Source organism: Gilliamella sp. G0441 (assembly GCF_050589305.1).
Classification (GTDB): domain Bacteria; phylum Pseudomonadota; class Gammaproteobacteria; order Enterobacterales; family Orbaceae; genus Gilliamella.
Genome location: NZ_JBNRJF010000001.1, coordinates 215920 through 232325 on the forward strand (window position 1 = coordinate 215920; position 16406 = coordinate 232325).

Consider the following 16406-nt stretch of genomic DNA (forward strand, 5'->3'; position numbering starts at 1 on the left):
TGTAAAATTTTTACAATAAAAATGAGCAGGTTTTTAAATCTGCTCATTTAGTGGAAACCCAAAATTAAATTTAAAGATATTATCTTATCACTTTAACTGCGCTTTTTGAAAAAGCAGATAATTTTATATATTTTCTAATATTTAACACATAAGGTATATGCTATATCTGGTTCAACAATAACGTTACCTTCTACAATCCCTACACTGTAGTATCGATTATTTCCATATATATCTTTCACTGATGATTGTTCACTGGTGAAATAGAAATCATAATAGATGAAATTTTTCAAATTTGACAAACCATCTAACATATCTCGACCAATAATATCTAAAGGTGCATAGAAGTAGACTTTACCCCATTCTGGCGTTAATCCTTCACCAATTGCTCTTTTGTACCCATTATCTTTTACATAATAGTTATCATTAGTGGTTGGAGTGTAAGCTAAAGACGAGTTTGTAATCTCAGCTCGTGTTGGCAATCTATCATTATTGTTTTGACATAATCTATTTGAATTTTGCCAATTACCCGGAAGGTTATTTAAGAAATATAACCAATGTTTTATAGAAAAAGTATAATAAAACTGTGCTAGCGTTCTATTATTGGTCACTAATATGACAAATTTATCACCTTGACCAGGTACATTGTCAGTAAATTTAAATTCACTTTTAGAATCAGCGTTTGAATCACGTGCAGTATTAACTAATGAATTATTTGGATTTTTGACCAAGGTATAACTATAATCAGATATTGGATTGACCGGTACAATTCTGAAACGAGCTTCCGGAAAAGCATAAGTTGGGAAATAATTACCATTTTGATCTTTTGCAGTGGCCTTAAAGCCTTGATGAATAGTAAATTGATCACTGTTATAAGAAGGATTAACATCTATTGTATCAGCACCATAAGGCGCATAGTTCCCACCTTCATCCCAACCATTGTGAGTAATCAAAGCCAGTATACCGGGTCTGATAAAACAGATACCGTCATCAGCACTTACTTCAAATGTTTTTGATACTTCTCTTGGTTCTGAAGTACTAGGCTCACCGTACTGAGTTTTAGCAATAAATTGAATCGTCACTTTTACCGATGATTTTGCATTAGCAGTAGATGAGTTACACACATCACGACCCAAAAATGAAGTAGAGTTAGAAGGAATAATATTATTGTTCTGGTCTCGCCATTCAGCATTAATCGATTGAATGATAAAACTACCGTTAGTAGCCAATTTATCTCCATCCACATCATTGATATCACTATCATTCAAGCTTGAAGTATCGACATCAAATGAATAAAGACTAGGAGACGTATTGTAAGCAACAGAAATCTTATCGCTATTACCCGGCGAAATTATCGCTGGATCAAGACCATCAATATTTAATTTGACTTGAATTCCGTTTAAAACTTTTGTGTCAGCGGTTTCTAGAATTTCAGGTGGATTACCGTGAATATATTGCGCTGTAATAGCAGAAACTGATAATCCAGCTAAAGCGATGTGACAAAAAAGCCCAAAAAAAGCAACAACGGCAATATTCAATATTAATTGCATCAGATAAAGTTTTTTGGAAACAAACATATCACTATTCATGCTAATTCCTCTACCCATAAGCTTGTCTATAAGTTGAAACAAAGTTATTGATTTGAAGTTTTAGTGAACGACAAATTTATCAAAATTCGATAAAAATGTTACCGGTTACATTTTCAATTTATAAAAAAATTACAAGCAATCATAACCATTAGAAGTTGTTAAATTGTATCCATTTAAAGGCAAATTTTGTTGATAACTTGGCAACAACGGATCATTTCGTTTTAAAAAAAGTGCAATATTCCAATACCGTTAATTACTTTATTTAAGAATATTAAAATAAGAAATGCTAAATAAAAAGATCAGGTTAAAACAGTTTAACTATACTAACTTGCTGATTAATTAAAATAATTAATTGTACAAGATGACAAATAATTGAATCAATTTTATATAGTATATAATAATATGAGTAATATGGAATAGCTAAATATTGATTTATCATTATTTAATGGCTTTCAGATGAATATTGGATGGAAAAATACACAAGCTAAATAAGTTAACCTAGCTGATTTTATTTTCAACCATTGTATTTATTATTAGAGTTTTATTAAAATGTTATGAAATAAACATTAAACAAAAAGAAGGCGTTAGCCTCCTTTTCGTTTTATCGAACACATATTAACGCCGCTATTTTCCCTTTTTAAAAGCAGCGGCAAAAGCATTGCCCATTGCGCTATTGGTAACCGGCGTTGACTGTGTATTTTTAGCCGTGCTGGTTGATTTATTCATTTTCGGTTTGCCACCTTCAGAGTTTGGCATTGTTGGATCATCAAGTCGCATTGATAAAGCAATACGTTTACGAGCAATATCAACTTCCATCACTTTAACTTTGACAATATCACCAGCTTTAACTACGCTTCGAGGATCTTCTACAAACTTATCAGATAAGGCTGATATATGAACTAACCCATCTTGATGAACACCAATATCGACAAACGCACCAAAATTAGTCACGTTAGTTACGGCACCTTCCATAACCATGCCTACTTTCAAATCTTCCATGGTTTCGATATTATCGGCAAATTGAGCTGTTTTAAATTCTGGCCGTGGATCGCGTCCGGGTTTATCAAGTTCTTTGATAATATCAGTCACCGTAGGCACACCAAAATGGTCATCAACATAATCAACTGCTTTGAGTGAGTTTAAATATTTCGAATCACCTAAAATCTCTTTTAATGATTTATGGTTTTTATCTAAAATACGTTCTACAACCGGATAAGCTTCAGGGTGAACGGCTGATGCATCAAGTGGATTATCGCCATCCATAATACGCAAAAAACCAGCACATTGTTCATAGGCTTTAGGCCCTAGGCGTGAAACTTTTAGTAACTGCTTACGGTTAGAAAATTGTCCATTTTCATTACGCCAATTAACAATATTTTGTGCAATAACTTTATTGAGTCCCGCTATGCGAGCTAATAACATCATCGATGCTGTATTTAAATTTACCCCAACCGCATTGACCCCATCTTCTACAACAGCATCCAATTTTTTTGCGAGCTGAGTTTGGCTAACATCATGTTGATACTGACCGACACCAATTGATTTCGGATCAATTTTTACAAGTTCAGCTAGGGGATCTTGCAGACGACGAGCAATCGATACTGCACCACGTATTGATACATCCAAATCAGGAAACTCTTGAGCGGCTAGCTCGGATGCAGAATAGACCGATGCACCTGCTTCACTTACAATGACTTTTTGACCTTTGACTTCAGGATATTTTTTTTGTACATCGAGATAAAAACGTTCGGTTTCACGCGATGCCGTGCCATTACCAATCGCCACTAATTCAACTTGGTATTTAATGCATAGCGCCGCAACAATCATTGCAGCTTTATCCGCTTGCCCGGTATGCGGATAAATTGTTTCAGTTGCGACTAATTTACCCGTTGCGTCAACAACAGCAATTTTTACGCCTGTTCGTAATCCTGGATCCATTCCCATGGTAACTTTCATCCCTGCCGGCGCAGCCATTAACATATCATGCAAGTTAGCGGCAAACACATTGATCGCCTCTTCCTCCGCCTGCTCACGTAAAGTGGTCATCAGTTCGGTTTCCATGTGCATTAAAATTTTAATTCGCCATGTCCAATTAATGACAGCTTTTCGCCATTTATCTGCGGGTTGATCGTTAAAATGAATGCCTAAATGCTCAGTAATAATTTGCTCGCAATAGCTCTCTTTAGGCGTTTCTTCAAATTGCGGATCGGCGTTAAGTGAAAGTTGTAAAAAGCCTTCATTTCGTCCTCTGAACATCGCTAAAGCACGATGAGAAGGCACTTTTGAAATCAGTTCACTTTGCGCAAAATAATCACGGAATTTTGCCCCTTCTTCCTCTTTACCTGCAACCACTTGTGAAACTAAATGTGCATTATTCCATAGATAATGGCGTACTTTAGCTAGCAATGTCGCATCTTCGGCAAATCGTTCCATTAGGATGTATCGTGCCCCATCCAATGCAGATTTAGTATCGTCAATTCCTTTTTCAGAATTAAAGAATTTTTCCGCTTCGCTATCAGGATCAAGTGATGGATTATCCCATAACGCATCGGCCAATGGTTCAAGTCCTGCTTCAATAGCAATTTGTCCCCGTGTACGGCGTTTAGGTTTATAGGGTAGATAGAGATCTTCAAGTTCAGTTTTACTGAGTGTTTGGATAATTTTTTGACTCAGTTCTGGGGTGAGTTTTCCTTGTTCCTCAATTGACTTTAATATCGTTTGTTTACGATCTTCAAGTTCTCGCAAATAACCTAACCGACTATCTAAAGTACGTAGTTGGGTATCATCTAACCCACCGGTCACTTCTTTACGATAACGCGCAATAAAAGGAACAGTGCTTCCTTCATCTAATAATTGAATAGCAGCTAAAACTTGTTCTGGTTTAACTGTCAATTCACCCGCTATAATATGGCTTATTTGATTATTTATCATGATATCTCTGTATATCTCGTCGATTAACGGAATGTAAACTTATTATGCAAAAAGCTAATTATATAACAAGAGAGGGCTACTTGGCACTCGATCGTGAATTGAAATATTTATGGAAAGAAGAAAGACCTCGTGTTACTCAAGCGGTTTCTGATGCGGCAGCCCTTGGCGATCGTAGTGAAAATGCAGAATATATTTATGGAAAACGACGATTGCGTGAAATTGACAGACGAGTACGATTTTTGACAAAGCGTTTAGAAATATTAACCATTGTCGATCCCGATCCAAGGCTAGAAGGAAAAGTATTTTTTGGTGCTTGGGTAAAACTGGAAGATGAATCCGGTCACGCGCAAATTTACCGTATTGTGGGAGCCGATGAATTTGATCCTAAAAAAAATTGGATTTCCATTAATAGTCCGGTTGCCAGAGCGTTAATTGGTCATAAAGTTGATGATGAAATATCAGTAATGACACCGAATGGAAAAGCTTATTTTTGTATTCTAAAAATTAGCTATACTCAAATAATATAATGTTATATATTGATAATTTAATCGTTAAAAAATAAAGGAATATTATGAAAAGAAAAAGAAGGTTGGTTTCTCAAAGCGTACTTTTTTTATTAATGTTAATGATGGTCGTTTCTTATTATTTTTTTAAACCTAATGATACAAAAACATTATCATCAAATAATGAATTAACGTTAAAATTTGATCATATTGAATTTGCTAAACTAAATTCTCTCTTTACTATAATGAATAAAGATGGATTTAATATGCAGTCAGACGATGAATTCGGTCCAATTGGCTTCTATGATAAGAATTCTAAGCAATTTTATTCAGTTAATGGATCGGGTCTAAAAAGTTTTAAATTTAAAAGTAATACACCGATTAACGGTCATTACTACCCTGATTTTTCTGTTATCATTTTACCATTTGATTCTAAAACTGAAGCTGAAAAATATAAGAAACTATTGCAGAAACCACTTATTTGTAATCATACCATTGACGAATGTGAATCGATGAAAGAGCCTTATACATTAGTAACTAATGGGCATTTCGTTTTTATACTTTATACCAAAGCCGAAATGTTTAAAGAGTATATAGAAAGATACGCAAAAGTTTTACAAAATCTTCCTATGTAATGATTCAATTATTTATAGGTATAATGTCTAGTGTCTATATATTAGGATGAATTCAGTTTACAATTAAGATCACGATTACTCATCATTGAATTTATTATGATCACTGTCAGTCAATTATTTATCTATCCGATTAAATCGCTTGCAGGTATTCCCCTAAATATGTCAAATGTCATTGAAGGGGGATTCGAATATGATCGTGTATTGATGATTAGTGAACCTGACGGAACATTTATCACCGCAAGACAATTCCCTGAGCTTTTAAAACTAAAAACATCCATTGTTGATAACAATATTCTTGTTTCAACGCCTTATAATGAATCAATCACAATTAAATTTGATGAATTTACTGAAAGTAATGAACCAACAGAAGTTTGGGGTAATCATTTTACCTCTCACATTGCACCTATCAGAATTAATCAATTTTTTAGCCATATTTTACAAAAGGATGTGCAATTACGTTGGATCGGTACCAATTTAACCAGACGGACTAAACGATATCCTCAAACTTCGGTGAGCTTTGCAGATGGCTATCCTTATCTATTATTAAATGAAGCTTCGTTCAATTATTTACAACAAAGATGTTCGGAAAAGCTTGATATTCAGCAGTTTCGAAGCAATATCATCATACAAGGTGCCCTTCCTTTTGCCGAAGATGGCTGGAAAACCATCAAAATCGGCAATGTAATCTTTGATATCGTTAAACCGTGTAGTCGCTGTGTACTTACCACTTTTAATATTGATACAGCAAAACCGTTAGCAAATAATGAACCCCTCAATACGCTCCGCTATTTTCGTACTGATGAGCAAGGGGAAATAGATTTTGGTATGAATATGATTGCGCGTAATTTCGGCTCGATATCAATTGATGATCCTGTCGAGATATTAGAACGACAACCAGCAAAAAAATATATTGAATTTTTTCCTAAAGATAATCAATTAAACCATGAACAATGTAATATTACTTTTGAGGGCAAAACATTCAAAGGAAATCAGCAACAAACTATTCTAGAACAACTGGAACAACATAATATTACTATCCCTTATTCATGCAGAGTTGGAATTTGTGGTAAATGTGCAGTGATATTGAAAGCAGGAAAAGTAGCGCCTCTCACTCAATCTGCAATAAAACACAACCACCATATTTTAGCTTGTAGTTGTGTACCTAAAGGTGATATCAACATTGAATTAGTAAAAAAATCCAAATAATCATTGATTAAACCTGTTTAAAATGCGTTTTAACTTACACTATGTTGTGAACAACAAAGTCAAATCATCATAGATTAAAATTGAATTTACCTATTACTGATTTAAAATTCGAAAGTTTGGAATAAAATTGTCTAAGAAATGGCTTCTAACTTAAGGTCTGTCAACGAACTCTCATCCATTACATTTTTTTGTATTGGTGCTAGTCTATCATTCATTACTTTAATTGCTTCAGAAAAGTAAAATGTTTTATTCATTGCGACAAAAGTAGGTTGAGCAATAATACACAGTGAAGCATTTTCACCCGCTTCAACAACTAATAAAAAAACCCGTTGCCCCCCCTCTTGCATATTGACTTCAACGATGTCCGCTAATTTAGGACTATATAACATAGGTTGTTGACAAAAATACCAACTTTTTGGCATTTGAGGTTTAATGAAATTGGCAGCAACAATGGCATTAATGGATAATTCAATCTTTTGCGAGTCTGTTAATGCTAATATTTGGCAGCTATCATAAAATTGATAATAGGATGTCGCATCACTCACTGAAAATGGAAATTCCTTAAAAACATCGGGAATTAGCATTTTACTGGAATAGCATGAACGAAATAACATATCGTTTGATACTTCAAGCATCAAACTATCATATTGATTATCAAAATACCAACGCCAACAATCTGTTGGTCGAAAAGCAATTTTCATTGATATGTTATCCCTCCATTAAATTAAAAAATTACATAAAAGATAACATAATTTAGGTAAAAAATAAATAAAAAAGTAAAATAAAATTTATTTAATTATTTAATTTTTAAACATTTTAAAGATCTTTATTAAGGATCCAAATGATCTAAGTTAGATCCTTTTTTTGATCTTTAGATCCAAAGTGCTGACATTAAAATTTATCATTTAATATTAATTAAATAGATTTAAGTCCCATATTGATTTTTTGACATAAAAAAAGGTGCAAATAAGCACCTTTTAATATAGCTAATAATGACGGCTTATTAGCTAGCAACATTAATTCGCTTCATATCCGTCATATAACTACGTAATTTTCGACCTATAATCTCAATTGGGTGATGACGAATTTCATCATTGACATCACGTAATTGCGCATTATCAACACTACCTTCAGGGATCGCTTTGCCAAGATCGCCTGATTGTAACATCGGCATAAATTTTTCTTTTAATAATGGAATGGCGGCATTAGCAAAAAGATAATTACCATATTCAGCAGTATCAGATATTACCACATTCATTTCATATAAACGCTTACGAGCAATCGTATTAGCAATTAAAGGAAGTTCATGTAATGATTCATAATAAGCTGATTCTGGTAAAATACCTGACTCAAGCATGGTTTCAAATGCAAGTTCTACTCCTGCTTTAACCATTGCAACCATCACAACCCCTTGATCAAAGTAGGCTTGCTCATCAATTTTACCTTGATATTCAGCAGCTTTTTCAAAGGCTGTTTCACCCGTTTCTTTACGCCATTTTAATAAGTTCGCATCATCATTTGCCCAGTCTTTCATCATGGTTGCTGAAAACTCACCCGAAATAATATCATCCATATGTTTACGATAAAGATCGGTCATGATCACCTTTAATTCTTTAGCTAACGCATTAGCGCGTAATTTAGCTGGATTCGACAAGCGATCCATCATTAATGTAATACCACCTTGTTTCAATGCTTCAGTAATGGTTTCCCAACCAAACTGTAGCAATTTACACGCATAAGCAGGATCAACACCATCTGCCACCAGTTTATCAAAACAAAGCAATGATCCTGTTTGCAGCATACCGCAAAGGATCGTTTGTTCTCCCATAAGATCAGATTTAACTTCAGCAACAAATGAAGACTGTAAAACACCGGCACGATGTCCACCAGTTGCTGCCGCCCATGCTTTAGCGATCGCCAAACCTTCACCTTTTGGATCATTTTCAGGGTGAACGGCGATCAGAGTTGGAACACCAAATCCTCGTTTATACTCTTCACGTACCTCGGTACCCGGACACTTCGGCGCAACCATAACAACTGTGATATCAGGACGAATTTTTTCGCCAACTTCAACAATATTAAAACCATGAGAATAACCTAAAGCGGCTCCCTGTTTCATCAATGGTTGTACAGCTTTTACTACCGCTGAGTGTTGTTTGTCAGGTGTTAAATTAATCACTAAATCAGCAGTAGGAATTAACTCTTCATAACTGCCTACTTTAAACCCATTTTCAGTTGCTTTTTTCCATGAAGGACGCTTTTCTGCAATCGCTTCTTTACGTAAAGCATAGGCAATATCAAGTCCTGAATCTCGCATATTTAAACCTTGATTCAGACCTTGCGCACCACATCCTACTATTACAATTTTTTTACCCTTTAAAAAATCGGCTTCCGATGCAAATTCATCACGAGCCATAAAACGGCATTGACCAAGTTGGTGTAATTTTTCACGTAAATTCAGAGTATTAAAATAGTTTGACATTAGGATCTCCATTAATTTATTTGTCATAATCGAATTGCCAACACTATAACTGAATTTAATTATTGCGAAAATTGATATATTTAAAAAATTATATTGCATAAAATGCAATATACTTGCTAAATGTAATGCTTTCTTTTACTCTAAGCCACTATTTAATTATTGATAAATTATTCAATATGGATACACGATATAAGCAAGCAAATAAAGAAGCTAAGCTTTCACTGTTATTAACAATTATTTATCTTCTTGGCTGGATTGTTTGTGCTTACGGCGCTAGCGATAAAACTGGCTTTTTGGGTCTTCCATTATGGTTTGAATTATCCTGCATTATGGTACCTGTCGGGTTCATTTTATTATGCTGGGTCGTTGTAAAATTTCATTTCAAAAACATCTCATTAGAACAAACTAAGTGATCAAACAATGCATTTAGATATTATATTACCGCTAGTCATCTATCTTATTTTTGTGTTTGCCCTATCTATTTATGCTTATGTCAAACGCAAAAAAGTCAATCAATTTACCGATTACTTTATTGGTAATCGAACAATGGGGGGATTTTTGCTCGCCATGACGCTGGCGGCAACTTACATCAGTGCCAGCTCGTTTATTGGTGGCCCTGGTGCTGCTTACAAATTCGGACTGGGTTGGGTTTTGCTGTCTATGATTCAAGTCCCTACTGTCTTGCTATCTCTGGGTATTTTGGGCAAAAAATTTGCCATTTTAGCTCGCAAATATAATGCTATCACGTTAAGTGATATGCTTTATGCGCATTATAAAAGTAAGATAATAGTTTGGTATGCCAGTATTGCTTTAGTGGTTGCTTTTGTCGGTGCAATGACTGTTCAGTTTGTCGGTGGTGCTCGATTATTAGAATCATCAGTAGGCATACCTTATAATGTCGGTCTACTTATTTTCGGTATTGGTACGGTGATATATACCGCATTTGGTGGATTTCGAGCAAGTATCTTAAACGATGCTTTCCAAGGTTTAGTGATGATCATTGGCTCAATATTACTTTTAACCGCCATTATTTATGCTGGCGGTGGATTAACGGCTATTGTTGAGCGTTTAAAAGAAATCGATCCTGCATTATTAACACCACAAGGCCCTGGCAATTTTATGGACTTTCCATTTATGGCATCATTCTGGATTTTAGTCTGTTTTGGTGTGGTTGGTTTACCGCATACAGCGGTACGTTGTATGGCTTATAAAGACAGTAAAGCAGTACATCGGGGCATCATTATCGGTACGATTGTTGTTACAGTTATTATGTTAACCATGCACCTATCTGGCGCACTTGGGCGAGCAATTATTGATGATTTAAGCGTTCCCGATCAAATTGTCCCAACTTTGATTATTAAAGTGATGTCTCCATTAGCAGCAGGTATCTTTTTGGCTGCACCTCTGGCTGCAATTATGTCAACTATTAATGCTCAACTGTTACAAGTCTCTTCTGTAATTATAAAAGATCTGTTTTTAAGCATTAAACCTGAAACAAAATGCAGTGATAAAACACTCACTCGAATATCGGTTGTCATTACCTTTATTTTTGGCGCATTGCTTATTTTAGCAGCTTGGAATCCACCTGATATGATAATTTGGTTAAATTTGCTTGCTTTTGGTGGTTTAGAAGCGGTATTTTTATGGCCTTTGGTACTTGGCTTATATTGGAAAAAAGCTAATGCAACTGGCGCATTATATTCTATGTTCGCTGGCGCCATAAGTTATACCCTTTTAGCCGCTTATGACATTAAAATTTATTCTTTCTATCCAATTGTGCCTTCATTAATTATTGGATTGGTTGTTTTTATCATTGCCAATAGATTTGGTAACTTAAGGAAAAATTATGCCTTGGATTCAACTCAAAATTAACACAACAAGTGATCATGCAGAAAAGATAAGTGATCTTTTGGAAGAATCGGGGGCGCTATCTGTTACTTTTCAAGATACCTATGATACGCCCGTATTTGAACCATTACCCGGGGAAACAAAACTGTGGGGTAATACTGATGTTATTGGTCTGTATGATGCTCAAACTGATTTAGACGAATTAAAAGCGATACTAAATCTTGACCAGTATTCTTATAGATTCGAACAATTAGAAGATAAAGATTGGGAACGTGAATGGATGGATAACTTTCACCCAATGCAATTTGGCAAACGCCTATGGATTTGTCCAAGTTGGCGACCAGTTCCTGATCCTAATGCGATCAATGTGATGTTAGATCCCGGCTTAGCTTTTGGAACAGGCACCCACCCTACCACTGCATTATGCCTCAAATGGCTTGATAGTTTAGACTTAAAAGATAAATTAGTAATTGATTACGGTTGTGGTTCTGGGATTCTTGCCATTGCTGCACTAAAACTGGGTGCCAAACGTGTCATTGGCATTGATATTGATCCTCAAGCTATTCAAGCTAGCCGAGATAACGCAGAACGTAATCAAGTAAGCAATGATCTTGAGCTTTATCTGGCTAAAGACATACCGGATAATTTACAAGCCGATATTTTAGTGGCAAATATTTTAGCTGGTCCTTTAAAAGAGCTTGAACCCAATATCAATAATTTAATTAAAGCGAATGGATTACTTGGGTTGTCAGGTATTTTAACTTCTCAATCTCAAAGCGTTTATTGTGCTTATCAAGACCATTTTGTTCTTGATCCTGTTGCTGAACAAGAAGAGTGGTGTCGAATCACAGGCAAAAAAAAGTAAAAAAATGACACTACCCCCTTTTAACTTCGAGAAAAAATGCGTAATATAGCCGACCTTAATTTACTAAGCATTGGTAAAGTTACATTAAGAAATAATTTAATCGCTGCGCCAATGGCTGGAATTAGTGATAGACCATTTCGAAATCTATGCTATCAGTTTGGTGCTGGCATGACTATTTCCGAAATGTTTTTAGCTAATTCAGATGTTTGGCAAACAAAAAAATCAGCTTTGAGGATGGTTTCAACTGATGATATGGGCGTTCGAGCAATTCAACTCGTGGGTTCAGATCCAGATGAAATGGCTAAAGCAGCGGAATTTAATGTTAAGCATGGTGCAGAATTGATTGATATCAACATGGGATGCCCTGCTAAAAAAGTCAACAAAAAAATAGCTGGTTCTGCATTAATGCAGTATCCAGAGCTGATTAAAATGATTTTGCAAAAAGTTGTTGGTGCTGTTGATGTGCCAGTAACATTAAAAATGCGGACTGGATGGGATAAAAATCATAGAAATTGCATTGAAATCGCACAAATTGCGCAGGATTGCGGAATAAAGGCGATTACTATTCATGGGCGCACACGTGAATGCCTATTTGAAGGTAAAGCAGAGTATCATTCAATAAAAGCAGTAAAGGAACAGGTAACTATCCCAGTCATTGCTAATGGTGATATTTGTACCCCTGAACAGGTAAAAGATGTTTTTCAATATACGCAAGCTGATGGTATAATGATCGGCCGAGCGGCACAAGGGCGACCTTGGATATTTGAAGAAATTGCATTCTATCTAACACATGGAAAGTTACAAAAAGAAAAGACAGTTGATGAAGTTGAGCAAATCGTATTAACGCACCTTGAAGAACTTTATCAATTTTACGGAGAATACAAAGGATTACGGATTGCCAGAAAGCATGTAAATTGGTATACCAAGAATTATGCTGATAGCGATCAATTTAGGCGCTTATTTAGTGTACTTAGCACCACAAGTGAGCAAGTTAAAACACTAAAAGCATTTTTTAGTCAAATTAGAAACAACAAAAAGAGTTAAGAATACTATGTCAGAACAACGCGTTACAGCTGCAGCACTAAAATTTACAACTGTAAACTCTCAAGACCAAATAACACAAAAACCTTTGCGAGATTCTGTCAAGCAAGCTTTAAAAAACTATTTATCACAACTTAATGGTGAAGATCCTAATGATCTATATGAATTAGTGTTAGCTGAAGTTGAACACCCATTCCTTGATATGGTTATGCAATATACACGTGGAAATCAAACTCGAGCGGCTAATATGCTCGGTATTAACCGTGGTACACTACGTAAAAAATTAAAACAATATGGTATGAGTTAATCAATAACACATTATGTTTTGTTTTAAGTTTGAAAAACGCCTACTTTGCTAGGCGTTTTTTGGTTTTTAAATGAAGATATATTCTTTAAATCATTACATGTTTGAATATCTACAATTAAGTTAAGCAGATTGTCGTTTAATTAATTTAGGTTTTAATTTTATGGTTTGTGGCGATTGTGATGGATTAAGAAAACGATTTAATAACATTTCCACAGCTAATTGTCCAAGTTCTTTTTTGGGTTGATGAATCGTTGTTAACGGTGGAGTCATATACTGGGCAATTTCAATATCATCATAACCAATGATAGCAATATCTTTACCCACTTCTAATCCATTTTGGTATAGTGCCTGATAAGCACCTATAGCCATAGCATCATTACTACAAAATACAGCTTGAGGCAAAATAGGCAGATTTAACAAATTTTGCATTGCTGTTACCCCTGATGCAAATTGAAAATCACCTTGAACTTCATAGCCCTCAATAATAGGCAAATTAGCTTCTTTTAATGCGGTACGATATCCTTGTAAACGAAATTGTGCCTGCGTATTATTTAATGGGCCTGTTATACAAGCTATGCGTTGATAGTTTTGATCGACCAAGTATTGCATAGCAATGGTCGCCCCATAAAAAGAGTTATCTTGAATTGTATCGCAAACATCATTAAAAGGAGACCAATCCATCATTACCATAGGTAATTTGGGATAACGATCAAAAATTTGTTGGGGTATAGATTGTGTTTCGGTACACATAGCGAGTAGACCATCAACACGCTTTTGCAATAGATGTTCAAAATTATCAAGCATCCTTTGATGATCCCCTTCCGTATTACATAATATTAAATTATAACCTCGTTCATAACAGCTATTTTCAACCCCTTTTACAACTTCTGAATAAAAGGGGTTACTGCTTGTTGTTATTAGCATGCCAACGGTGTAAGTTTTATTACTTTTTAGACTTCTGGCAATTGCTGATGGAATATAATTGAGTTGTTTAATCGCCAACTCAACTTTTTCACGAATACTAGGACTTACATAACGATCGTTATTAATAACATGAGACACCGTTGATGTTGAAACTTTTGCAAGATTTGCAATATCTTTCATCGTAGCCAATTTTTCTTACTCTTATAAGTTCTGTAGTCTAAGAAAATTATCAACTTCTTCACGAGTAGGCACAGATGTTTGTGCACCAGCTTTCGTCACTGACAATGCGCCTGCTGCATGAGCATACTTGACAGCTTGGTTAAGTGTTTTTCCTTCCAAAAGAGCAGTCACAAGCATACCATTAAAAGTATCACCAGCTCCAATGGTATCAATAGCTTTTACTTGAAATCCAGTAATTAATTCTCCATTACCAGCACAACTAACCCAAGCACCTTTATCACCTAGGGTAATAATTACTATTTTAACACCTTTATTATGCAAAAAAGACGATGCTTTCTGCGCATCAAGAATTGTTAAAACTTTTATGCCTGTTAAATATTCAGTTTCTGTTTCATTTGGCGTAATAATGTCTATATTTTTTAGCAAATCATCTGATAGTTGCTTTGCTGGTGCAGGATTTAAAATAACTTGTGTATGATGCTGTTTTGCTAATTTTGCCGCATGTTCAATTGTTTCTAACGGGGTTTCTAATTGCATTAATATTGCGTCGGCATTGATAATATCATCCGCAAAATTCAGCAAATATTCTGGCGTCACTGCGTTATTTGCACCTGAATAAATTGCTATTTGATTTTCGCCTTCTCCATTAACTAAGATTAAAGCAACACCTGTGTTTTCATCATCTATCGTTGTAACAGAATGCGTATTAATATGATCTTCCTTTAACTGTAACTTAACTTTTCTTCCTAAATCATCATTGCCAACAGCAGCAATAAATTGTACGTTTGCACCTAAACGACCTGCAGCAACAGCTTGATTAGCCCCTTTACCACCAAATGAGATCTGGTAAGCAGAACCTGTTAAAGTTTCACCTGGTTGTGGAAATGTAGGGACATTTAAAATATGGTCAACGTTAACGCTACCCAGAACAATTAATTTTTTATCAATCATCGATTTCTTTCCTATTAAAATAAAAATAGAACGCAAAAATGCGTTCTTTAAAAATTTATTTAGTAATAAGCTTTAATTCTACTGGAATTTTTTCATCAACTTTTTCACCTTTTAATACTTTATCAGCAACTTCTATCCCAATTGCTCCAATTTTTTCTGGTTGTTGAGCTACTGTTGCTGCTAGTTTACCTTTTTCTACTGATTTAATACCGTCATCTGTACCATCAAATCCTACAACAAGGATATCTTCTCGCCCTGCTGTTTTGATTGCACGTACTGCACCTAATGCCATTTCATCATTTTCAGCAAATACCGCTTCTACTGACGGATAAGCACTTAACAGATTCTGCATAACATTCATACCTTTAGCACGATCAAAATCTGCAGGTTGTGCCGTCAATAATGTAAAATTATTTTGTTGTTGTGACTTTATAAAACCTTCACCTCGCTCGCGTGAGGCAGATGTACCCACAATTCCTTGTAATTGAATCACTTTTGCAGTGGCACCTAATTTTTCAAAAATAAAATCACCAGCCATTTTACCGCCTGCAATATTATCTGAAGCAATATGACTTATCACCTTGCCTTTAATTGATGCTCTATCTAGTGTGATAACAGGTATCCCTGCTTTATTCGCAGCAAGTACAGCATTACCAACCGCTTCAGAATCCGTTGGGTTGATTAAAATCACTTTTGCATTTTTAACGATTGTATCTTCGACATTTGCAAGCTCTTTTGCTGGATTGTTTTGTGAATCTAATACAACTAGGTCATAACCTAATTCATTAGCTTTTTTAACCGCACCGTCTTTTAATGTTACAAAAAAAGGATTATTAAGTGTCGAAACGACTAAAACCATATTTTCTTTTGCCAGAGTTTGGCATGCTAAAGTAAAACTCAACACTACACCACTAACAGTGGTAATAATTTTTTTCAATTTCATAACT

15 protein-coding genes are annotated in these 16406 nt (G+C 35.1%); 8 read left to right on the forward strand and 7 right to left on the reverse strand.

Annotated elements, in window-relative coordinates; all coding sequences use genetic code 11:
- Positions 1–134 precede the first annotated feature (134 nt).
- Positions 135–1586 carry a hypothetical protein gene (locus ACKJXD_RS00935; protein WP_430875274.1) on the reverse strand — a complete coding sequence of 484 codons (1452 nt, stop codon included), beginning with the start codon at positions 1584–1586 and terminating at the stop codon, positions 135–137.
- 624 nt (positions 1587–2210) lie between these two features.
- Entirely contained in the window at positions 2211–4517 is a 2307-nt protein-coding gene (locus ACKJXD_RS00940) for a Tex family protein (protein WP_430875275.1), read from the reverse strand.
- Positions 4518–4561: 44 nt separating this feature from the next.
- On the opposite strand from ACKJXD_RS00940, the gene greB reads away from it, so the two are divergent.
- The 3 genes from greB (at position 4562) to ACKJXD_RS00955 (ending at position 6861) form a co-directional block, all read left to right on the forward strand.
- On the forward strand, positions 4562–5044 hold the full coding sequence (greB, locus tag ACKJXD_RS00945; protein ID WP_430875276.1) for a transcription elongation factor GreB: 483 nt from the start codon (positions 4562–4564) through the stop codon (positions 5042–5044).
- A gap of 44 nt (positions 5045–5088) precedes the next feature.
- Positions 5089–5655, forward strand: a complete 567-nt coding sequence (locus tag ACKJXD_RS00950) for a hypothetical protein (RefSeq protein ID WP_267379396.1) — start codon at positions 5089–5091, stop codon at positions 5653–5655.
- 96 nt (positions 5656–5751) lie between these two features.
- On the forward strand, positions 5752–6861 hold the full coding sequence (locus ACKJXD_RS00955; RefSeq protein WP_430875277.1) for a YcbX family protein: 1110 nt from the start codon (positions 5752–5754) through the stop codon (positions 6859–6861).
- 131 nt (positions 6862–6992) lie between these two features.
- On the opposite strand, the gene ACKJXD_RS00960 is transcribed toward ACKJXD_RS00955, so the two are convergent.
- Both ACKJXD_RS00960 and ilvC read right to left on the reverse strand, forming a co-directional pair.
- Entirely contained in the window at positions 6993–7562 is a 570-nt protein-coding gene (locus ACKJXD_RS00960; protein WP_220215361.1) for a cell division protein ZapC, read from the reverse strand.
- Positions 7563–7864: 302 nt separating this feature from the next.
- A complete protein-coding gene (ilvC, locus tag ACKJXD_RS00965; protein ID WP_220215362.1) occupies positions 7865–9343 on the reverse strand; it encodes a ketol-acid reductoisomerase in 1479 nt (492 codons plus the stop codon).
- Between the two features lie 176 nt (positions 9344–9519).
- Here ilvC and ACKJXD_RS00970 point away from each other — a divergent pair, with 176 nt between their 5' ends.
- From ACKJXD_RS00970 to fis, 5 genes are read left to right on the forward strand one after another with little or no spacing between them, the layout of a single operon-like run.
- Positions 9520–9756 carry a YhdT family protein gene (locus ACKJXD_RS00970; RefSeq protein ID WP_220215363.1) on the forward strand — a complete coding sequence of 79 codons (237 nt, stop codon included), beginning with the start codon at positions 9520–9522 and terminating at the stop codon, positions 9754–9756.
- A 7-nt stretch (positions 9757–9763) separates the two neighbouring features.
- Complete coding sequence (gene panF / locus ACKJXD_RS00975; protein WP_430875278.1) at positions 9764–11215, forward strand: sodium/pantothenate symporter; 1452 nt, start codon at positions 9764–9766, stop codon at positions 11213–11215.
- A complete protein-coding gene (gene prmA, locus ACKJXD_RS00980) occupies positions 11190–12056 on the forward strand; it encodes a 50S ribosomal protein L11 methyltransferase (protein WP_220215365.1) in 867 nt (288 codons plus the stop codon). The genes panF and prmA overlap by 26 nt, the downstream gene beginning before the upstream one ends.
- Before the next feature lie 36 nt (positions 12057–12092).
- Positions 12093–13100, forward strand: a complete 1008-nt coding sequence (gene dusB / locus ACKJXD_RS00985; RefSeq protein WP_294827353.1) for a tRNA dihydrouridine synthase DusB — start codon at positions 12093–12095, stop codon at positions 13098–13100.
- A 7-nt stretch (positions 13101–13107) separates the two neighbouring features.
- Positions 13108–13404, forward strand: a complete 297-nt coding sequence (gene fis, locus ACKJXD_RS00990) for a DNA-binding transcriptional regulator Fis (RefSeq protein WP_025315996.1) — start codon at positions 13108–13110, stop codon at positions 13402–13404.
- 120 nt (positions 13405–13524) lie between these two features.
- On the opposite strand, the gene rbsR is transcribed toward fis, so the two are convergent.
- Genes rbsR through rbsB form a run of 3 tightly spaced genes read right to left on the reverse strand, consistent with a single transcriptional unit; the run spans position 13525 to position 16402 of the window.
- Positions 13525–14508 carry a ribose operon transcriptional repressor RbsR gene (gene rbsR, locus ACKJXD_RS00995; RefSeq protein ID WP_220215367.1) on the reverse strand — a complete coding sequence of 328 codons (984 nt, stop codon included), beginning with the start codon at positions 14506–14508 and terminating at the stop codon, positions 13525–13527.
- A 21-nt stretch (positions 14509–14529) separates the two neighbouring features.
- Positions 14530–15459 (reverse strand): ribokinase, encoded by a 930-nt coding sequence (gene rbsK, locus ACKJXD_RS01000; protein ID WP_430875279.1) that lies wholly within the window; start codon positions 15457–15459, stop codon positions 14530–14532.
- Positions 15460–15514: 55 nt separating this feature from the next.
- Positions 15515–16402, reverse strand: a complete 888-nt coding sequence (rbsB, locus tag ACKJXD_RS01005) for a ribose ABC transporter substrate-binding protein RbsB (RefSeq protein ID WP_430875280.1) — start codon at positions 16400–16402, stop codon at positions 15515–15517.
- Positions 16403–16406 lie beyond the last annotated feature (4 nt).

Coding starts and splice junctions, on each gene's coding strand:
- greB (WP_430875276.1), top strand. CDS start 4,562: ATGCAAAAAGCTAATTATATAACAAGAGAGGGCTACTTGGCACTCGAT.
- fis (WP_025315996.1), top strand. CDS start 13,108: ATGTCAGAACAACGCGTTACAGCTGCAGCACTAAAATTTACAACTGTA.
- rbsB (WP_430875280.1), bottom strand. CDS start 16,402: ATGAAATTGAAAAAAATTATTACCACTGTTAGTGGTGTAGTGTTGAGT.
- prmA (WP_220215365.1), top strand. CDS start 11,190: ATGCCTTGGATTCAACTCAAAATTAACACAACAAGTGATCATGCAGAA.
- ACKJXD_RS00960 (WP_220215361.1), bottom strand. CDS start 7,562: ATGAAAATTGCTTTTCGACCAACAGATTGTTGGCGTTGGTATTTTGAT.
- rbsK (WP_430875279.1), bottom strand. CDS start 15,459: ATGATTGATAAAAAATTAATTGTTCTGGGTAGCGTTAACGTTGACCAT.
- panF (WP_430875278.1), top strand. CDS start 9,764: ATGCATTTAGATATTATATTACCGCTAGTCATCTATCTTATTTTTGTG.
- ACKJXD_RS00950 (WP_267379396.1), top strand. CDS start 5,089: ATGAAAAGAAAAAGAAGGTTGGTTTCTCAAAGCGTACTTTTTTTATTA.
- ACKJXD_RS00970 (WP_220215363.1), top strand. CDS start 9,520: ATGGATACACGATATAAGCAAGCAAATAAAGAAGCTAAGCTTTCACTG.
- rbsR (WP_220215367.1), bottom strand. CDS start 14,508: ATGAAAGATATTGCAAATCTTGCAAAAGTTTCAACATCAACGGTGTCT.
- ACKJXD_RS00940 (WP_430875275.1), bottom strand. CDS start 4,517: ATGATAAATAATCAAATAAGCCATATTATAGCGGGTGAATTGACAGTT.
- ilvC (WP_220215362.1), bottom strand. CDS start 9,343: ATGTCAAACTATTTTAATACTCTGAATTTACGTGAAAAATTACACCAA.
- dusB (WP_294827353.1), top strand. CDS start 12,093: ATGCGTAATATAGCCGACCTTAATTTACTAAGCATTGGTAAAGTTACA.
- ACKJXD_RS00935 (WP_430875274.1), bottom strand. CDS start 1,586: ATGAATAGTGATATGTTTGTTTCCAAAAAACTTTATCTGATGCAATTA.
- ACKJXD_RS00955 (WP_430875277.1), top strand. CDS start 5,752: ATGATCACTGTCAGTCAATTATTTATCTATCCGATTAAATCGCTTGCA.